Here is an 18,242-nt window from a genome sequence, read left to right as displayed (position 1 = left end):
CTCACTCAGGTGTCAGCCATTGAGACCAGTTTTTTGGGGGGGAAGTGCAGTGAGAAGGTACTGCCCCGCCCGGGAACACTCTGCACGTTCAGTTCGCCGCTATGGCGCAGTAGTACGTGCTTGACGATCGCGAGTCCGAGGCCGGTACCGCCACTCTCCCGCGAGCGACCGGCGTCTACCCGGTAGAAGCGTTCGGTCAGTCGGGGAATATGGATCGGATCGATGCCGATACCCTGGTCCCGTACAGAGAAGTGCCCGCCCCGCTCGTCCACCCACCAGCGCAGTTCGATATCTCCGCCATCCGGGCTGTACTTCACGGCGTTGAGTGCCAGGTTGGCAAACGCGCTGTGTAGCTCGCCGGAATCGCCCGTCAGGACCGCATCCTGGGCGCAATCCACCACGATATTGTGCCGACCTCCGCTGAGGCTGCGGGCTTCGTGGGCAACCCGTTCCGCCAGCTCACATGCGTGGATTTTCTCCCGGCCGGTATCGCGTTCCGAGGTCTCCAGCCGAGCCAGCAGCAACAGGTCATTGACCAGTGAAGTCATGCGGCGGGTCTGCTCCTGCATCTGCGCGAGCGGCCGCTCCCAGGGCTTGGGTGCCTGCCCGCTGCCCTCGAGGGTTTCCAGATAGCCGGCGATGACGGTCAGGGGCGTACGCAGTTCATGGGAAACATTGGCGACGAAATCCCGACGCATCTGCTCCAAATTGTGCAGCCTGGTGATATCGCGCACGATGACCAGGGCCTCGTCCTTGCCGTAGCGGGTGATCTCCAGTTGCAGCGTACGGGCGTCGTTGCCAGGCGCGGGCAGTGTCAGCGGACCCTGGATCGTCTCGTCGTGCATATAGCGGACGAAGGCGGGATCGCGCAGGAAGTTGATCAGCGGTTGGCCTTCATCCTCCGACCGCAGCTTGAGCATTTCTCCCGCGGCCGGATTCCACCAGGCCAGACTGCCATCGTCTTCCAGGGCCACGATACCCTCGCGCAGTGCACTGGTGCTGTCCTGTACACGGCGGAGCATGGCGTGAAGTTTCTGCTTTTCCCGGCGGTGGCGGCGCTGCATGCGATAGAAGTCATCGCTGATCTCGCCCCAGATGCCGAAACTGGTGGGTGCAGGCCCCTGGCGGCCATTGCTCAGCCAGCGGTCGAAACGGGTCTGTTGCAGCAGGATCCAGAACAGGTAGATGGCCAGCGCCAGAGTCAGGCCGAGCAACCATTCTCCGGTGGAAAAACCAAAAATGGTGAAGCCAAGAGCGATAACCAGAAAGCGGGAGAATTCGCCGATACTGCGTTCCAGCATGGGATGTGCGGTCTCCGTGTGCGATCGGGCGGCGTACGTGCCCGACGTGCAGGACAGCCAGACGCGCCTGTGTCAGCGCATCAAAGGGATACTGAAATTTTGTGGGGCAAGTTTGTCACACTTTTTCTGCGGTTTGCACAGAAAAACGGTAACCAGTTCCGCGTACCGTCTGGACGTAGCGATCGTGTCCGTCGATGGCGAGTGCCTTGCGTAGCCGGCGGATATGCACGTCCACGGTGCGCTCTTCCACATAGACGTTGCCGCCCCAGACGTGGTCGAGCAGCTGGGAGCGGCTGTAGGCACGTTCCTGATGGGAGAGAAAGAAGGTCAGCAGGCGGAACTCCGTCGGCCCCATTTCCACGGATTTGCCGTTGATGGTTACCCGGTGGCTGATCGGATCCAGCACCAGTTGGCCGGCGGTCAGGGGCTCTTCCGGCGTGGATGGGCCTGCGCGGCGCAGTACCGCCTTCAGGCGGGCGACCAGCTCGCGGGGAGAGAAAGGCTTGGTGATGTAATCATCGGCACCGGTCTCCAGGCCCTTGATCTTGTGATCTTCCTCGCCTTTGGCGGTGAGCATGATGATCGGCAGGGCCGAGGTGAGCTCGTCACGCTTGAGGCGCCGTGCCAGCTCCACACCGGAGACATCGGGCAGCATCCAGTCCAGCAGGATCAGGTCCGGCTTTTCGTCGATGATCAGGGCGTGGGCTTCCTGGGCGTTTTCCGCCTCGAGGCAGCGGTATTCCGCCATTTCCAGCGCCACCCGCAGCATATCGCGCACTGCGGCTTCATCGTCGACGATCAGTATGGTTTTGCTCTGCATCTGTCTGCCATGCCCCACTTTCGTTGCGGCTATTTAACGGCATTTCCATTACAAATATATGACCGGCGACAGGTTATCCAAAAAAGCGTGGCTAGCTGGTCAGGTAGTGCAGTGCGATGCCGGCAAAAACCGCGGCACCGACCCAGTTGTTGTTCAGGAAAGCCCGGAAGCAAGCATCCCGCTCACGCTCGCGGATCAGCCATTGCTGGTAGGCAAACAAGCCGGCGGCCACTGCTAATCCAAGAAAGTAAAAAGTGCCCAGCTCGAAGCGCTGACCGGCCAGCACCAAGGCGAACAGCACCATCACCTGCAGGGCGCCGGTCATGGCCCGATCCATCTCCCCGAACAGTACGGCTGTGGATTTCACACCGATTTTCAGGTCGTCGTCCCGATCCACCATGGCGTAGAAGGTATCGTAGGCCACGGTCCACAGCAGGTTGGCGGTATAGAGCAGCCAAGCCAGGGGGGGTACCTCTTCCGTGGCGGCGGCGAACGCCATGGGAATCCCCATGCTGAACGCTGCACCGAGCACCACCTGGGGCAGATGGGTATAGCGTTTGGCGAATGGATAACAGAAGGCCAGGGCCACCGCGGGCAGTGACAGCAATACGGTCAGACGGTTGGTGGTGAGCACCAGCAGGAAAGCCAGTACGCACAGGCCAGCAAACAGCATCAGTGCGCCCCGTGGTGTCGCCTGACCGGTGGCGAGGGGTCGCGCGGCGGTGCGTTTGACATGCCCGTCTATCTTTCGATCGGCGAAGTCGTTGATGGCGCAGCCGGCCGCGCGCATCAGCAGCACACCCAAGGTGAAAACGGTAAACAGGTGCAGCCCGGGCCAGCCATCTGCCGCCAACCACAGTGCCCACCAGGTGGGCCACAGCAGAAGCAGAGAGCCAATGGGGCGATCGAGGCGTGCCAGTTGCCAGTAGGGCAATGCTGTCGGCCAGCGGCGGGCGAGGGTTTGGCTGATCACGTGGTTTTCTCCCCTGTGTTTGATTCCTGAGGGTGCGGCAGGGTGTCATGGGCAGCGGTAAAGGCAGACAGAAAGGTCTCTGCCACCAGTAAAGGCTTGTCCCGCAGCCAGAAAGTCGAGCGTCGGCCCCAGGCACTGCTGCTCTCATTGCCCAGCTCTTCCAGCAGGCAGCGGTGGTTGCGCTCCAGCCGGTTGAGGGTGATGGGCCCGCGGCGAATACCGGCTTCACTGAATAGCAGCTCGCCCAGCGGGCGACTGTCGAGGCTGCGCAGGTAGCGGGATTTGCCCTGCAGACTGCGCATCGGCAGTACGCTGCGGGCGTAAACCCAGGGGCGCCCGCGACCGAACAGCAGAACCTCGCGGATCAGTGCCCGCTGGCGATCCCGCAGCCCCAGGGTACGGCGCTCCTCCAGCGTGGGTTGGCGCCAGCTCTGGTCGAGCACCCGCACGGCGAAGTCGCCGCCGCTCAGCTGTTTCAGCGCCGCCGTCAGGGAACCGGGGTGCAGCAGCCAGGGCAGCAGATCAGCGGGCGGCGACTCGTGCAGGGATTCCAGCGGCTGGGCCTGCCAGTCCGCTGCCGGCAAAAATGGAGAGTGGTACAACGCGAACCCCGCAGCAGGATCAAAAGGTCAAAGACGCCATTGTAACGGCTGGCGCACGCGAGGTCAGGCACTGGCGGCTGTACTCGGTGGCGGCAGCTCCTCTATGATGATGCGTTAACTAAAAGAGAATCGCGGACGCTTCCGGAGAAAAACATCCTATGGGCCTGACCACCAAGATCGTACTGGCGATGCTGCTCGGCATTGTCGTCGGAGTACTGTTCAACTTTCTTGATTCCACCCAGGTACTGGGCAGTGCCGTCACCGGTTTTATCAACAGCTACCTGACCGGAGGCCTGTTCGACATCGTCGGCCGGATCTTTATCGCGTCGCTGAAATTGATGGTGGTGCCGCTGGTGCTGGTATCCCTGATCTGTGGTGCCTGTGCCCTGTCTGAGGGCGGCCGTGTCGGTGTACTGGCCGGCAAGACACTTGCCCTGTACCTGGTAACCACGGCGCTGGCAATCACCCTGGCGCTGATGCTTGCCTTCGTATTCCAGCCCGGCGCAGGCATGGAGGGGCTGCAGGCCGATGCCGCGTTTGAACCCAAGCCCTCGCCACCCCTGTCCGAGGTGCTGGTGGATATCTTCCCCACCAACCCGGTGGATGCGATGGCCAAAGGCAACATGCTGCAGATCATCGTCTTCGCCCTGCTGATGGGCTACGCCATCTCCCGCTGTGGTGAGCCGGGTCGGCGAATGGCCTCCTTCTTCAATGATCTCAACGATGTGATCCTGCGCATGGTGGGTGTACTGATGGTGTTTGCCCCCTATGGCGTATTCGCGCTGCTGGCCAACAAGATCGCCCAGCTCGGCGCGGATGCCATCTTCCAGCTGGGCAAGTACTTCCTGGTGGTGCTCGGTGCCCTGTTCCTGCACGGTCTCGGCGTCTACTCGCTGTTGTTGAAGCTGTTGTCCGGACTCAATCCGCTGGAACTGCTCAAGAAAATGCGCCCGGCCATGGTCTTTGCGTTCAGTACGGCTTCCTCGGCTGCCACCATTCCAGTGACCCTGTCCACGGTGGAAAAGCGCCTCGGTGTCGACAATAAGGTGGCCGCGTTCACGGTGCCACTGGGGGCCACCATCAACATGGATGGCACCGCCATCATGCAAGGTGTGGCCACGGCATTCATCGCGCAGATGTACGGTATCGAGATCGGTCTTGCCGGCTATCTGACCGTAGTACTGACTGCGACCCTGGCCTCGATCGGTACCGCCGGCGTGCCCGGTGTCGGTCTGATCATGCTGGCCATGGTGCTGCAGCAGGTGGGACTGCCGCTGGAGGGTATCGCTATCGTCATGGGCGTCGACCGCCTGCTGGATATGGTGCGCACCGCGGTAAATATCACCGGGGATTCTGTGGTGAGTACGGTGGTGGCGAAGAGCGAGGGCGCCTTCTCCGAAGAGGTGTTCTACGATCGCAACTACGACAGCGTCGCCAACGGTGGCCGCGTTGAGAGTTCACCGGGCTGACTGCCGGTCAGCCATTGAGGGTAAAGGCGCGCTCCTCCGGGAGCCGTATACGGAGAAGGGCCGCATAAGCGACCCTTCTTTTTTTTGCGCGGTGGTTGGATGGAAAAGCGCCCTGAAATCGATCAGCCCTCCACCAGATCCCGCAGTTCATCGGCCTCGATATCCCCATCAATCCTCGTGATGACCTTACTTGCCAGAGCGGACAGCAGTTTCAGGATCGCCTGGTCTGTGGTGTCTTCGACCTGACCTCCCCCGCGCTGGACCCGAACCTGATATGGCTCACGGAGTTTCAGACGGTGGATATCCAGTGTTTCCTCCTGCAGGGAGCGTCCGCCCCGATCGGCAATGCGGTAGGAAAATCGACCGGTAATTTCGATATTGCCGCGCTCCAGGTCGAAGTTGCCCTCGCTGCGCATATCGCCGAGCTGCTTGACGACCGTGAGGTCAAAGTCCGTGAGCAGGTCCAGTTGTCCGCGGTCGTCCACCAGCGGGACCTCTTCATCGAGCAGGAATTGCCGCAGCTCGCTTCCGAATGACACCCGCAGATGCTCGCTGTAACGCCGTACCTTGGCCTCCTTGAGCGAGGTCAGGCTGCCGCCCTCCCCGGCCTGGGCCAGAAGCAGCGTCAGGTTGGTGCTGTTGACCGGCATTGGGATATTGAGCGCGATGGAGGGCGGTGCCAGGGAAAGGCTGGGGTTGGTGTCCTCACCGCCGAGGCCGAGAAAGCCCTGAGCCTGGGCGGTATGGATGGTCGAGACCAAGAGCAAGCCGGCCATGGCCAGCCTGCGACGTGCGAACCTGATCACTGCACTCTCCCTGCGTTCTGCCTATCGTTATGTTGACCAGATGTATATTTCTGGTCGAATTCATTGCTAGGCTGCCATTGCGGGAGCTCAGAAGCAAAAGCAATCGCTGACCGGCAGGTCTGTGGGAGCTTTTCCTGTTTCGCTCTATAGCTGTGCCAGCTTCTGCAGCTCGTCAGCCTCCAGCTGATCTTCGATGCGGTCCAGAAGTTGCTCCGCCATCTCCTCGAGCATTTCCTCGATCGCCTCGTCGGTGCTGTCCTCGGTTTCGCCACTGCGGTGGGCAGTCCTGACCCGGTAGCGTTGTTCGAGGCGGAGATCGCCGAGATCGATGCGTTTTTCCCGCAACATCTGGCCGTTGAGCGATACCAGCTGGTAGCGGAATTCGCCGCTTACCTTGAGGGTGCCGCGTTCGGTCTCGTAGCGGTCGGAATTGTTCAGGTCTGTCAGTTGTTTGCTGATCGTTGCCTCGACCTGGCTGCGCAAGGTGAGGAAGCCGCCCTGTTGTACCAGCGGTACCTCCTCATCTTCGAAGTGCTCGCGGAGCAGCGCGTCCAATGCCTGCTGGAGATGGCCTGAGAACCGGGCCGCGGCCTGCGATTTCAGCTGACTGAGCCCGCCATTGTTTGCCTGCGCCAGCAGCAGTGCCAGATCGTTGCCGCTCACGGGGGTTGGGACATCGAGGCGGATATTCCCGGCGTTAAGGGTGACACTCGGGGCCTGCCCGTCGTCGCCGAAGAAGCCCTGTTGCGCGCTGGCGCTGTGACTGGACATTAGCACTGCGCTGGTCAGCAGCGCCAAGAGGGTGGTCCGCACAGGACCTGCCCCCGTGCGATCGCTCCGTGAGTCGTCCATGGTGGTCTCCGTTTTCTCTCAAATTGCCTGCGGCTGGGGCCGCTTATTTTTATGTGGCTTACCGGTCAGGCTGCCACCAGTAACGGCATAGCGCAAAAATATTGGTGACCGTAAAGAGAGAATTGGTATCGGAGAGTGTCTGCCTGGTCACGCCTCGGCGAAGCGGGGCTTGTTTTGCAGCCAGCGGGCGATGAGTTGCTGGCGTGCCCCCTCGGACAGCCCCGGAGCGGCGGCGATTCGCTGCACCTGTGGCAGCAGGTGGGCGTCCCGCTGCAGGTCTGCGATACGATGCTGGACCTCTCCGGTCTGGCGAGTGCCGAGTATCTCGCCCGGACCGCGCAGGCGCAGGTCCTCCTCGGCAATGGCAAAGCCGTCACTATGCTGGCGCAGCGCCTGCAATCGGGCCTTGCCCCCCTGGGACAGAGGGGTGCCATAGAGAAGCACGCAGTGGCTGGCCACCGATCCCCGACCGACTCGCCCGCGCAGCTGGTGCAATTGTGCCAGGCCCAGGCGTTCCGGGTTTTCGATGATCATCAGGCTGGCATTGGGCACATCGACGCCCACTTCGATGACCGTGGTGGCCACCAACAGGTCCACCTCACCGGCCTTGAACGCCGTCATTACCCGCTCTTTCTCGTCCGGTTTCAGGCGCCCGTGTACCAGCGCGACGCGGGTATTCGGCAGTGCAGCCGCGAGTTCGTCGGCAGTGGACTCTGCGGCCTGGGCCTGCAGGGTTTCGGATTCCTCGATGAGCGTGCAGACCCAGTAGGCCTGCCGCCCCTGGGTTACGGCGTTGTACACCCGTTCCACCACCTCGTCGCGGCGCTCGTTCGAGATGGCAACGGTGTTGATCGGCTGGCGGCCGGGGGGCAGTTCGTCGATGACTGAACAATCCAGGTCGGCAAAGGCAGACATGGCCAGCGTGCGCGGAATCGGGGTGGCGGTCATGATCAGCTGGTGAGGTTGCACCCGCACCGAGCCGGCTTCACCGGCGCCTTTCTCCCGCAGTTCCAGGCGCTGTCGCACGCCGAAGCGGTGCTGCTCGTCGATCACCACCAGTCCGAGGTGATGGAAGAGCACATCGGCCTGAAACAGTGCGTGAGTGCCCACTACCAGCTGTGCCTCGCCGCTGGCGATGGCGGCCAGTTGCTTGCGCCGCTCCGCCGCCTTGAGGCTGCCGGTGAGCCAGGCCACCCGGATTCCAAGGGGGTCGAGCCAGCCGAGGAAGTTGCGCCGATGCTGCTCGGCGAGGATTTCTGTGGGCGCCATGACGGCCACCTGGGTGCCGGAACCCACCGCGCGCAGTGCGGCCATGGCCGCAACCAGTGTCTTGCCGGCACCAACGTCGCCCTGCAGCAGGCGCATCATCGGGTGGCTGCTGGCCAGATCCTCGGCAATCTCTGTGCAGACCCGTTGCTGGGCGCCGGTCAGTGAGAACGGCAAGCGGCCGAGAAAGTCCCGCTCCAGCGCCGGATCACCGGGCAGGGCCGGTGCACGCAGGTGAGCAGTGTCGCGGCGCAGGGCCAGCAGGCTCAGGTGGTGGGCCAGCAACTCTTCCAGTGCCAGTCGCTGCTGGGCCGGGTGCTGGCCCTCCGCCAGTTGCGCCAGGTCGGTGCCCGCAGGCGGACTGTGCAGGTAGCGCAGTGCCGCCGCCAGGGGGTAGCGCATGGCTTGCGGCAGCAGCTCGGTAGGCAACAGCTCGCTGACCGCGCCGGAGTCGAGCATGGCCAGGGCCTGTTGTGCGAGGCCCCGCAGACGGGCCTGACTGACGCCCTCGGTCAACGGGTAGATCGGGGTGAGGGTATCCTCGGCCGGTGGGCTGTTTTCGCCCAGTATCTCTGTCTCCGGGTGTACCAGTTCCAGCCCAGCGGACCCGCGCCGGGCCTCGCCGAAGCAGCGCAGGCGCACGCCCCGGGCAAAGCGGTTTTTCTGCGCGGCGGAAAAATGGAAGAAGCGCAGCGACAGAGTGCCGCTGCCGTCCTGCAGCCGCACGAGCAGGCTGCGCCGCCGGCCGAAGACCACGTCGGCGGCGCGCACTTCGCCCTCGATCACCGCATCGAGACCCGGCGTCAGCGCAGCAATGGGCGTGACGCGGGTGCGGTCCTGATACCGCAGGGGCAGATGGAACAGCAGGTCCTGCACGGTGGCGATATGCAGTTTTGCCAGCACCTGCGCGAACTTGTCGCCGACCCCCTTGAGGGTGGTAATCGGCTGGGTGGCCAGATCCGTCACTGGTCACCCAGGTGGCACTGACTGATCGCGTCGCGCAGCATATCGATGGCGCGATGACGGGGGAAACTGGCCCGCCAGGCCAACGCTACCGTGCGCCGCGGCGCGGGGGCGGTAAAGGGGCGAGTCTCCAGCAGGCCGCTGGCGTACTGGGATGCGGTCGCCGCCGACAGCGGCAACACCGTGATACCCAGCCCGGATGCCACCATATGGCGCAGTGTCTCCAGGGAGCTGCCGTCGGCTGCGGTCCTGATTCGTCCGCTGCCAGACTCTTTCTCGATGGATTGCTGCAGCTGCGGGCAGGCTTCGAGCACCTGGTCGCGGAAACAGTGCCCCTCCCCCAGCAGCAGCACATTGTCCTCGGACAGCTGATGCGGGGAGATGCTCTCTTCCTTCGCCAGCGGGTGGCCGGCGGGCATCAGCACCACGAACGGTTCATCGTAGAGCGGTTGGGTGACCACATCGGGCTCGGTAAACGGAAGCGCGATAATGATGGCGTCGAGCTCCCCCTTGCGCAGGCGCTGGCGCAGGGTAGCGGTGTAGCCCTCCTCGACGAAAAGGTGCATGTCCGGCGCCATGCGCTGCAGCTGCGGAATGAAATGGGGAAACAGATAGGGCCCGATGGTAAAGATTGCGCCCACCGACAGGGGGCTGGAGAGCTGGTCCTTACCGGCGCTGGCGATGTCCTTGATGGCTGAGGCCTGCTCCAGTACCAGCTGCGCCTGTGCGACGATGCGTTCCCCCAGCGGGGTGGCCTGGACGCGGGTCTTGGACCGTTCGAACAGGGCTACGCCCAGCTCTTTTTCCAGCTTTTTCACCGCGATGGACAGGGTCGGCTGGCTGACAAAGCAGCGCTCGGCAGCGCGGCCGAAGTGCTGTTCCTGTGCCAGGGTGACGATGTAGCGCAATTCGTTGAGCGTCATAGAGGAAACAATCAATTGTTAAGGGGCCATAGCAATTATTCATAAATAATCGCCGTCGGCCAACGGCAAGTCTGACCAGTGATACGAGTCCGGTTCTTTAGTAAAAATTGCTATTTGTGGGCTCTGTTCAGCGTACACGGCGCAAAATTTTGCTATATGTGTAAGAACAAATTGAGCGGAGCGATCCCATGGGCATTTTCTCCTGGATTATTCTCGGACTCATCGCCGGTGCGCTGGCCAAGTGGATCATGCCCGGACCCGATCCGGGTGGCTGGGTGGTGACCATCGTGATCGGCATTGTCGGCGCGTTCATCGGTGGCTGGCTGGGTTCACTGGTGGGTATCGGCGGTCCAGTCACCGGCTTCGGCTTCGGTGATATTGTGACGGCCACCATTGGTGCGCTGATTTTCCTGTTCATCTTTCGCGCTCTCCGCCGTCGGGGCAGCTGAGAGCGCTTTTCCCGGGTCGCGGCGCCGCACGGAGAGCGTCTGACCGCGAGAAACCGGGATTGGAGACCACTGGAGTTGGCCGGCAGCGCGGGAGCTGCCGGCCGATGGTGTTTTTTAAGGGGATTGCGACAAGGGGGGTGCGGTTCGGCCCGCAACTTGGCGCGGACTGTTTATGTCAAAAGAAAAACTCTGGATATTTGGTTGCGGCGACCTGGGGGCACGGCTGGCCCTGCAACTGGATAAAAAGTCTTATAGCGTATTCGGCGTGCGCCGAAACCCGCTGGTGGCGCTGGCCCGCAAACGCCGCGCCGATGTGGTCAACTGGCGTCGTGGCGATGCCACCCGCGAGGAAGACATCCTCCGTCTGCTCTCCGATGGCGCCGATGTAGTACTGGCCACCTTCACCCCGGACGAATACACCGAAGGCGGCTATCGCCGCGCCTACGTGGAAACGGCCCGGGCACTGGCCGCGGCATTGCCGCAACTGGAGAAGCCGCCGCGTCTCGTCATCTGGGTTTCTTCGAGCCGGGTTTACGGCCAGGGTGGTGACCAGTGGCTGGATGAGGAGACGCCGGCAGTGCCGAATGGCTTTCAGGGGAATGCCCTGCTGGCGGCAGAGGAAATCATCTGCAGTGCGGTGCCGCAGGCGGTGGTGCTGCGTTTTGCCGGCATCTACGGCCCCGGCCGCGATCGCCTGCTGTCACAGGTCCGGGCTGGTCGCTGTGCGCCGCCCGAGCCCCCCCAGTTCAGCAACCGCATCCATGTGGATGACTGCATCGGCTTTATTGCTCACTTGATGGAGCGGCAGAAGGCTGGCTGGTCGCCGGAACGGGTCTATATCGGCGCCGACAACGAACCGGTGCCCATGCACGAGTTACAGCAGTGGCTGGCCCGGGCCATGGGTTATACCGGCGCGCACCTGCGCGAATACGTGACGACCAGCCAGCGGCGGTCGAAGAGGCTCCGCAACCGGCGCATGCTGGCTACCGGTTACGCATTGAAATATCCGGACTACCGGGCTGGCTACAGCGCGCTACTGGATCTGGACTAGCGCGCCAGCCGGGCTCCCCGGTTCAGATCACCATTACCCCTTCGGCCTCGAACAGTGCACCCTTCGGCAGTTCCTTGACTCCGACCGCGGCGCGGGCCGGATAGGGCTGTTCGAAAAACTCCGCCATCACTTCATTGACGGCTGCAAAGTCGCTGAGATCGGTGAGATAGAGGTTCAGTTTCACGATATGGCTCAGGCTGCCGTTGGCGGCCTCGCAGACTGCGCGCAGGTTGCTGAAGACCTGCCGTGCCTGTTCAGTGAAATCACTGCTGACGATTTCCATGCTCTGCGGGTTCAGGGGAATCTGGCCGGAGAGATACACGGTATTGTCTACTTTGACGGCCTGAGAATAGCTGCCGATGGCGGCCGGCGCCTTGTCAGTTTTTATTACGGCGCGATTGGTCATGGTTAACTCCACCACTTTCCGAAAAAGAAAGCGGGCAAATATAGCGCGCCTCAAGCGGGAATGGGAGCTGCGCCGGGGCCGAGCCAATCAGAAAGTGAGACTTTTGTCGCAACGGTGCCGGATCGCCGGCGGCTGTCACAAGATCAGCCGGGCCGCGCGATACGAATCACCGAGGGCAGGTTGCGCAGGCGTTTCATCACCCGCGCCAGATGCACGCGATTGCTGACTTCCAGGGTGAGGGAGATAACGCTGTTGCGCGCGTCTTTCTCATCGACGTGAATCTGCTCGATGCTGGCGCCCTCTTCCGTGATCCTGGTGGCCAGCCGGGCGATGATGCCGCGCTCGGACTCCACCTCGACGCGCACATCGCCGAGAAACTCACCCTTCACATCCGGTGACCAGTTGACCGCCATGATGTTCTCCGGATGATCGCGGAAATCCACCGTGTTGCGGCACGACTCGCGATGCACGACCACACCCTTGCCGGAGCTGATGTGGCCGATGATGGTGTCGCCTGGGATCGGGCGGCAGCAGCGGGCAAAGCTGATCAGCATGCCCTCCTGCTCGTCGATGGTCAGCGGCGACGAAATGTTGCTGGCCCCTGCCTCTTCCTTGCCGGGCGGGGCGAGCAGTTTGGCGGCGGAAAAAGCCACCTTGTTGCCGAGGCCGATCTCTTCCAGCAGGTTTTCCAGTGAGGAGCATTTGGCCTCGCGGACACCGCGTTCGATTTGCTCCTCGCTCAGTTCGTCCAGGGCGGTATCGAACTTGCCCAGTGCCTTTTCCAGCAGGCGGCGGCCGAGAGCAACCGAGTCGTGGTGGCGCTGGTGCTTGAGGAAGTGTCGGATGGCACTGCGGGCCTTGGCGGTGACGACGAAATTGAGCCAGTTGGGGTTCGGCTGCGCCTTCTTGTTGGTGAGGATCTCCACCTTCTGCCCGCTCTGCAGGGGCTGGGACAGCGGCGCCAGGCGCTGGTTGATGCGCACCGCCACGCAGGTATTGCCGATATCCGTATGCACTGAATAGGCGAAATCGACGGCGGTCGCACCCGCGGGCAGGTCGATGATCTCGCCCTTGGGGGTGAACACGTAGACCTCATCCGGGAAGAGGTCGATCTTCACGTTCTCAATGAATTCCAGCGAGTCGCCGGCGCGCTGCTGCATCTCCAGCAGCCCCTGTACCCAGCGCCGCGCGCGCACCTGGCTGGTACCGCCGGTGTTGATGACTTCATCACCGGAGGCCTTGTAGAGCCAATGGGCGGCGATCCCGCTATTGGCCATCTCGTCCATTTCCTTGGTGCGGATCTGCACTTCGATGGGAACACCGTGCATCCCCAGCAGCACCGTGTGCAGGGACTGGTAGCCGTTCGACTTGGGAATGGCGATGTAGTCCTTGAACTCGGAGATGACCGGCTTGTACAGGTTGTGGGTTACACCCAGCACCCGGTAGCTGGTATCGACGCTGTCGACGATGATGCGGAAGGCGTAGACGTCCATGATCTCCTTGAACGACTTCTTCTTCGTGCGCATCTTCTGGTAAATGCTGTACAGGTGCTTCTCGCGGCCGATCACCAGTGCATCGATGCCCTCCCGCTGCAGTCGTACCTCGATGGCGTTCTGGATCTTTTCCAGCAGCTCCTTGCGGTTGCCGCGCGCTGCTACCAATGCCGCGCGCAGGCGGCTGGCCCGCAGCGGGTAGATGGCGAAGAAGGCGCGGTCCTCGAATTCGATGCGCACATCGTTCATGCCCAGGCGGTGGGCGATGGGGGCATAGATTTCGAGGGTCTCGCGGGCAATGCGCACGCGCTTCTGCGGTTTCAGGGCGCCCAGCGTGCGCATGTTGTGCAGGCGGTCGGCGAGCTTGACCAGGATCACGCGGATATCCCGGGCCATGGCCAGCGCCATCTTCTGGAAGTTCTCCGCCTGCTTTTCCGCCGGGCTGTCAGTCTCGAACTGGGTCAGCTTGGAAACCCCGTCCACCAGCTCCGCCACTTCCTCACCGAACTGCTCTGCCAGCGCGGCTTTGGGAATACCGGTGTCCTCGATTACATCGTGGAGCATGGCGGCGGCCAGGCTCTGGTGGTCCATATGCATGCTGGCGAGGATGGTGGCTACCGCCAGCGGATGGGTGATGTAGGGCTCACCGGAGCGGCGCTGCTGTCCGTCATGGGCCTGCTCGGCGTAGAAGTAGGCGCGGCGGACAATCTGGATCTGGTCGGGAGGGAGATATGAGGAGAGGCGGTGGGCCAGACTGTCGATGGTATGCAAAGCCGCGCGCGCCTCTCGATAGGAACTCAAACGATCGGTGGAGGATTAAAGATCCTGCTCGGACAGGTAGACCGGAGTGGAGGGGCGCTCCATCGGTGCTTCGTCTTCATCCACCTCGTCGAGGATGCTGGCATCCACCAGGCCGTCGGCGATTTCGCGCAGGGCGAGTACGGTGGGCTTGTCATTCTCTTCGGGCACCAGCGGATCTTTGCCACCGGTTGCTATCTGGCGGGCGCGCTTGCTGCCCACAATCACCAGCTCAAAGCGGTTGTCGACGTTATCGAGGCAATCTTCAACGGTAATACGTGCCATAAAATCTCGGTTCCATTGCAGTGCCCGGGAGGGCGAATTCGGGGCGCGCGGGTGCCTGCGGCTCTTCCGGCGCGGGACCGGCAAGTTTAACGCAGCCGGCGGTGTACGTAAATCGACCAGTTGCCGGGGGCGCCACAGAAAACAGTGGCATGGGGGCGTCAGTCGTGTTGCAACAGCGCTTGCAGCAGTTTGCCGTGACGCTGCTGTTGCCGATCCAGGCGCTGGCGCTGTGCCACCACGATCGATTTCAGCTCCGACAGAGCCACCTGGAAGTCATCGTTGATCACCACATAGTCTGCTTCCACGTAGTGCGACATTTCATCGATGGCCTGCTCCATGCGCCGTTCGATCACGCTGGCCTCGTCCTGGCCGCGGCCGGTGAGGCGCTCACGCAGCGCTTCCTGGGAGGGCGGCAGGATAAAGATGCCGACGGTGTCCGGCATCAGCCTGCGCACCTGTGCTGCGCCCTGCCAGTCGATTTCCAGGATGACATCCCGGCCGCTGTCCAGGGTTTCGGCGACCCAGTCGCGGGAAGTGCCGTAGAAATTGTCGAAAACCTGGGCGTGCTCGAGAAAGGCATTGCGATCCAGCATGGCGAGAAACGCCTCGCGGTCGACGAAATGGTAGTTGATGCCATTTTCTTCGCCGGGGCGCTGGGCCCGGGTGGTGTGGGAAACCGACACGGTGACCTGGCTGTCACTGTCCACAAGGGCCTTGACCAGACTGGTCTTGCCGGCGCCAGAGGGCGCTGAGACGGTATAGAGGGTACCTTTCTGCACAACTGATCCTGTTTCCGAGGCAAACGCGCCGCGCATTATAACGAACATGGGCGGGGATTGAGTGGGGAACGGAAGCTGATGCGGGAAAAAGCAGGGAGGCTAAACCCCGGCCGGTTGGGGGGGAAGTGTTGGGAGTTTCGGCTGCGCGGTACTGCATGCGCCGTCGAACCCGGCCGGGGTCGCCCTGCGGAAGATCGGCCGGCCACCACAAACCCCCTGTGGCCGGTATTCACTTCCTGTTGCTAATCGCTAACGATGGCGACTGTAGCGCCTTTGTCTGCAAAAGCCAACCGCCACCAGGTCAGCGCGCTCAGCACCGCGTAGGTGCCAATCCCCAGCCCCAGTGCGGCTGGCAGTAGCGGCGCGGCGGCCAGCAGGACGCCCAGGCGCGCCAGCTCTGCCACCCGTGCCAGCCGGTGCCCGTCGAGGATGCGTCCATTGATGATGAGTCCCGTGCCAAGCAGGGTCACGGCGGCCACCAGCTGGCCGTAATTGAGCTGGGCGGCAGCCCAGATCAATACCAGCGTGGCACCCGAGTAGACGACATGCTGCGCAAGGGCATAGTAGCGCTGGCCGGAGCTGATTTGCGGATCGTAGCGCTGGAAATCCGCGAGATCCGAGGAAGGCACCGGCATGGCGGTCTCCGCATCGGCCGGACGATAGCCGGTACGGCGGAACCACAGCGTCAGCTTGTCCCACCAGCTCCTGGTATGCCAGGCGTCAAGCGCCATGCGCTTGTAGTGCTGCAGGTTGGCGGCCAGGGGGTCGAAGGAGTTCAGCGGCTTGCGCACGCCGTAGATGCAGGGCTCACCCTCCAGCTCTTCCTGATAGGTACCGAACAGGCGGTCCCAGATGATGAAGACGCCGCCGTAATTCCTGTCCACGTAGACCTTGTTCTGGGCGTGGTGAACCCGGTGATTGGAGGGGGTGACCAGTATCCACTCCATCCAGCGCACTTTGGGGAATTTCTGTGTGTGCACCCAGAACTGATAGATCAGGTCGATGGCGCCGGCAGTAATCAGCAGCTCTGCGGGCATGCCGATCAACAGCAGCGGCATGTAGAAGATCCACCCGATCGGCAGTCCGCCACTGGGCTGCCGTAGTGCTGTGGTGAGGTTGTAGTCCTCACTCTGGTGGTGCACCAGGTGGTCGGCCCAGAAGATATTGATCTCGTGGGCAAAGCGGTGCTTCCAGTAATAGCAGAAGTCGTAGGCTGCCACGGCGAGCAGCAGGTGCCAGCCGTTGTCCAGAGACCAGTTGAAACCCATGGCCTGGTAATACGGCTGCAACAGCTCGAACAGGGGAATGTAGATCACCAGCAGCAGGCCCTTGCGGATCAGGCCGGTGATGCGGCTCAGTATGCCCGCGCTCAGGCTGCCGATGGCGTCATTGAGGCGGTAGAGGCCCCAGCCATAGCGGCGGTCCAGCGCCAGCTCCACCAGCACCGCGAGTAGAAAGAAGGGGATGGCCAGGGTAACGAGATTCACGGCAGCCTCTGTTTATTTTTGTCCCGTCGATGGCTCCAACGATGCCACAGGCACTCCCGGGGGCAAATGTCCAAAGGGGGCGAATTTTGAAATCCGTTAGGTTTCGGCCCCCAGGGTGGACTGCCGGCGCGGTTGGGGGTCAGTCGGCCGAGGGAGACATGCCGCTGAAGAGGTTGTTCACAAGCTCGCCCGTTGCCTCGCTGTTGCCAGTGGCGCGGAGGTAACTGCGCAGCCCGATCAGCTGGACCTGCAGCTGGCGCGCCAGTACCGCCGGCTTCACCAACGGGGACAGTTCTCCCGCAGCAACGGCGCTTTCCAGGTGGTGGCGGAAAGTGGCCTCGGTAGCGGCCAGCAGCGCTCGGGTCTCTCGCAGCAGTTCCTCTTCCCCCTGCTCCAGCTCCGACAGGGACTTGGCCAGCAGGCACAGCTGGCTCGGCGCATTGTCGCCGCCCTCGAGCAGGGTCTGGCGAAAGAATGCACGCAATCCCGCCAGAACCGAACGCTCGCTGTCCATGCACTGCTGCAACCTCAAGGCCATATCGTCGGCGTAAAAGTGTAAAACCTCGCGAAACAGTCCCGATTTGCTGCCAAAAGCGGCATAGATACTGCCGGGGCGCATATCGACTGCCTGCTGAAGATCACGGGTAGAGGTGGCGTGAAAACCCTTCTGCCAGAAGAGCCGGGTCGCTTTCTCCAGCACCTCGCGGCGATCGAACTTTGCGGTGTTAGCCATGATCCTCCTCTCTTGAACAGCTGCTCAAATAGTATCCGCTGCCACCATGGCAGGCAAATTCCGGGCTGTTGAGCGGCCGTTCAAAATGGGTTAATGTTTGCGCGCTTGAGCAATCGCTCAATTTTAGTGCCGAATCATGTCATTCATCATTGCACTGGGAGGTAACCCGTGAAGAAGTTTGAGGTCCACGATCAGCAATCCGGGCCCGCAGCCAGCAAACCACTGCTGCAAAAGTCCGTCGACGTCTTTGGTTCCATTCCCAACCTGCATGGCGTCATGGCCGAGGCGCCCACCGCCCTTGCCGCTTATCAGGAGTTGCACGAGCAGTTCCTCAACACCTCGTTTTCCGCCGAGGAAAAGACCGTGGTATGGCAGTCCATCAACGTGGAGCACGATTGCCACTACTGCGTGCCGGCACACAGTGCCATTGCCAGGGCGATGAAGGTTGATGGAAAGCTGAATGATGCATTGCGCGATGGAGAGGCTCTCGGGGATGAAAAGCTGGAGGTTCTGCGGGACACCACCCTGGCCATTGTCCGCGACCGCGGCGTGGTCAGTGATGCCGTGCTCAAGCGCTTTTACGATGCGGGCTACACTCAGCAAAACCTGCTGGAGATCATTGTGGGCGTGGCGCAAAAAGTAATGAGCAACTATATCAATCACTTCGCCCAGACCCCGGTCGACGAGCAGTTCAAGCCATTCGTGCGCTGAGCGACCGGTGAATCCCCGCGTCGCAGGTCCGACCGGCCTGCGGCGCCGTAACACTCTGACCCAACTCCGATCACT

Annotated in this window: 18 protein-coding genes; 4 read left to right on the top strand and 14 right to left on the bottom strand. The window is 62.2% G+C overall.

Annotated features, from left to right (window positions below; all coding sequences use genetic code 11):
- Positions 1–5 precede the first annotated feature (5 nt).
- The 4 genes from phoR to AUP74_RS04140 form a co-directional block, all read right to left on the bottom strand.
- Positions 6–1,301 (bottom strand): phosphate regulon sensor histidine kinase PhoR, encoded by a 1,296-nt coding sequence (gene phoR / locus AUP74_RS04155; protein WP_069946460.1) that lies wholly within the window; start codon positions 1,299–1,301, stop codon positions 6–8.
- A gap of 115 nt (positions 1,302–1,416) precedes the next feature.
- Complete coding sequence (gene phoB / locus AUP74_RS04150) at positions 1,417–2,121, bottom strand: phosphate regulon transcriptional regulator PhoB (RefSeq protein ID WP_069946459.1); 705 nt, start codon at positions 2,119–2,121, stop codon at positions 1,417–1,419.
- 91 nt (positions 2,122–2,212) lie between these two features.
- Complete coding sequence (gene ubiA, locus AUP74_RS04145; protein WP_145924312.1) at positions 2,213–3,094, bottom strand: 4-hydroxybenzoate octaprenyltransferase; 882 nt, start codon at positions 3,092–3,094, stop codon at positions 2,213–2,215.
- Positions 3,091–3,696, bottom strand: coding sequence for a chorismate--pyruvate lyase family protein (locus AUP74_RS04140; RefSeq protein ID WP_069946458.1), 606 nt, complete (start codon positions 3,694–3,696; stop codon positions 3,091–3,093). The genes ubiA and AUP74_RS04140 overlap by 4 nt, the downstream gene beginning before the upstream one ends.
- A gap of 158 nt (positions 3,697–3,854) precedes the next feature.
- Between AUP74_RS04140 and AUP74_RS04135 the strand changes: the two genes are divergently transcribed.
- Positions 3,855–5,165, top strand: coding sequence for a dicarboxylate/amino acid:cation symporter (locus AUP74_RS04135; protein ID WP_069946457.1), 1,311 nt, complete (start codon positions 3,855–3,857; stop codon positions 5,163–5,165).
- A 122-nt stretch (positions 5,166–5,287) separates the two neighbouring features.
- Here the strand turns inward: AUP74_RS04135 and AUP74_RS04130 are convergent, their stop codons facing one another.
- The 4 genes from AUP74_RS04130 to AUP74_RS04115 all read right to left on the bottom strand — a co-directional run bounded on the left by AUP74_RS04130 (position 5,288) and on the right by AUP74_RS04115 (position 9,975).
- Positions 5,288–5,971: a hypothetical protein gene (locus AUP74_RS04130; protein WP_069946456.1), complete on the bottom strand. Its 684-nt coding sequence runs from the start codon at positions 5,969–5,971 to the stop codon at positions 5,288–5,290.
- Positions 5,972–6,115: 144 nt separating this feature from the next.
- A complete protein-coding gene (locus AUP74_RS04125) occupies positions 6,116–6,823 on the bottom strand; it encodes an LPS assembly lipoprotein LptE (protein WP_069946455.1) in 708 nt (235 codons plus the stop codon).
- Positions 6,824–6,970: 147 nt separating this feature from the next.
- Positions 6,971–9,055 carry an ATP-dependent DNA helicase RecG gene (gene recG, locus AUP74_RS04120; protein WP_069946454.1) on the bottom strand — a complete coding sequence of 695 codons (2,085 nt, stop codon included), beginning with the start codon at positions 9,053–9,055 and terminating at the stop codon, positions 6,971–6,973.
- Entirely contained in the window at positions 9,052–9,975 is a 924-nt protein-coding gene (locus AUP74_RS04115) for a hydrogen peroxide-inducible genes activator (RefSeq protein ID WP_069946453.1), read from the bottom strand. The genes recG and AUP74_RS04115 overlap by 4 nt, the downstream gene beginning before the upstream one ends.
- Before the next feature lie 188 nt (positions 9,976–10,163).
- Here AUP74_RS04115 and AUP74_RS04110 point away from each other — a divergent pair, with 188 nt between their 5' ends.
- Together AUP74_RS04110 and AUP74_RS04105 are read left to right on the top strand one after the other, a co-directional pair.
- Positions 10,164–10,424, top strand: coding sequence for a GlsB/YeaQ/YmgE family stress response membrane protein (locus tag AUP74_RS04110; RefSeq protein ID WP_069946452.1), 261 nt, complete (start codon positions 10,164–10,166; stop codon positions 10,422–10,424).
- A 172-nt stretch (positions 10,425–10,596) separates the two neighbouring features.
- Positions 10,597–11,475 (top strand): NAD-dependent epimerase/dehydratase family protein, encoded by an 879-nt coding sequence (locus AUP74_RS04105; RefSeq protein ID WP_069946451.1) that lies wholly within the window; start codon positions 10,597–10,599, stop codon positions 11,473–11,475.
- 22 nt (positions 11,476–11,497) lie between these two features.
- On the opposite strand, the gene AUP74_RS04100 is transcribed toward AUP74_RS04105, so the two are convergent.
- The 6 genes from AUP74_RS04100 to AUP74_RS04075 form a co-directional block, all read right to left on the bottom strand.
- A complete protein-coding gene (locus AUP74_RS04100) occupies positions 11,498–11,881 on the bottom strand; it encodes a RidA family protein (protein ID WP_069946450.1) in 384 nt (127 codons plus the stop codon).
- 143 nt (positions 11,882–12,024) lie between these two features.
- Positions 12,025–14,145, bottom strand: coding sequence for a bifunctional GTP diphosphokinase/guanosine-3',5'-bis pyrophosphate 3'-pyrophosphohydrolase (gene spoT / locus AUP74_RS04095; protein WP_069948701.1), 2,121 nt, complete (start codon positions 14,143–14,145; stop codon positions 12,025–12,027).
- Positions 14,146–14,190: 45 nt separating this feature from the next.
- The gene (rpoZ, locus tag AUP74_RS04090) at positions 14,191–14,457 is read right to left on the bottom strand and encodes a DNA-directed RNA polymerase subunit omega (RefSeq protein WP_069946449.1); all 267 of its coding nucleotides are present in this window, start codon (positions 14,455–14,457) and stop codon (positions 14,191–14,193) included.
- A gap of 158 nt (positions 14,458–14,615) precedes the next feature.
- Complete coding sequence (gmk, locus tag AUP74_RS04085; protein WP_226999888.1) at positions 14,616–15,236, bottom strand: guanylate kinase; 621 nt, start codon at positions 15,234–15,236, stop codon at positions 14,616–14,618.
- Positions 15,237–15,478: 242 nt separating this feature from the next.
- Positions 15,479–16,723 (bottom strand): sterol desaturase family protein, encoded by a 1,245-nt coding sequence (locus AUP74_RS04080; protein WP_069946448.1) that lies wholly within the window; start codon positions 16,721–16,723, stop codon positions 15,479–15,481.
- 139 nt (positions 16,724–16,862) lie between these two features.
- Positions 16,863–17,456 carry a TetR/AcrR family transcriptional regulator gene (locus AUP74_RS04075; RefSeq protein ID WP_069946447.1) on the bottom strand — a complete coding sequence of 198 codons (594 nt, stop codon included), beginning with the start codon at positions 17,454–17,456 and terminating at the stop codon, positions 16,863–16,865.
- 168 nt (positions 17,457–17,624) lie between these two features.
- Between AUP74_RS04075 and AUP74_RS04070 the strand changes: the two genes are divergently transcribed.
- A complete protein-coding gene (locus tag AUP74_RS04070; protein ID WP_069946446.1) occupies positions 17,625–18,167 on the top strand; it encodes a carboxymuconolactone decarboxylase family protein in 543 nt (180 codons plus the stop codon).
- Positions 18,168–18,242: the final 75 nt, after the last annotated feature.

The sequence above is a fragment of the Microbulbifer aggregans genome (assembly GCF_001750105.1).
GTDB classification, from domain to species: Bacteria; Pseudomonadota; Gammaproteobacteria; order Pseudomonadales; family Cellvibrionaceae; genus Microbulbifer; species Microbulbifer aggregans.
The sequence above is the reverse complement of the archived record's forward strand: the minus strand, read 5'-3'. Positions and strand labels throughout refer to the sequence as shown.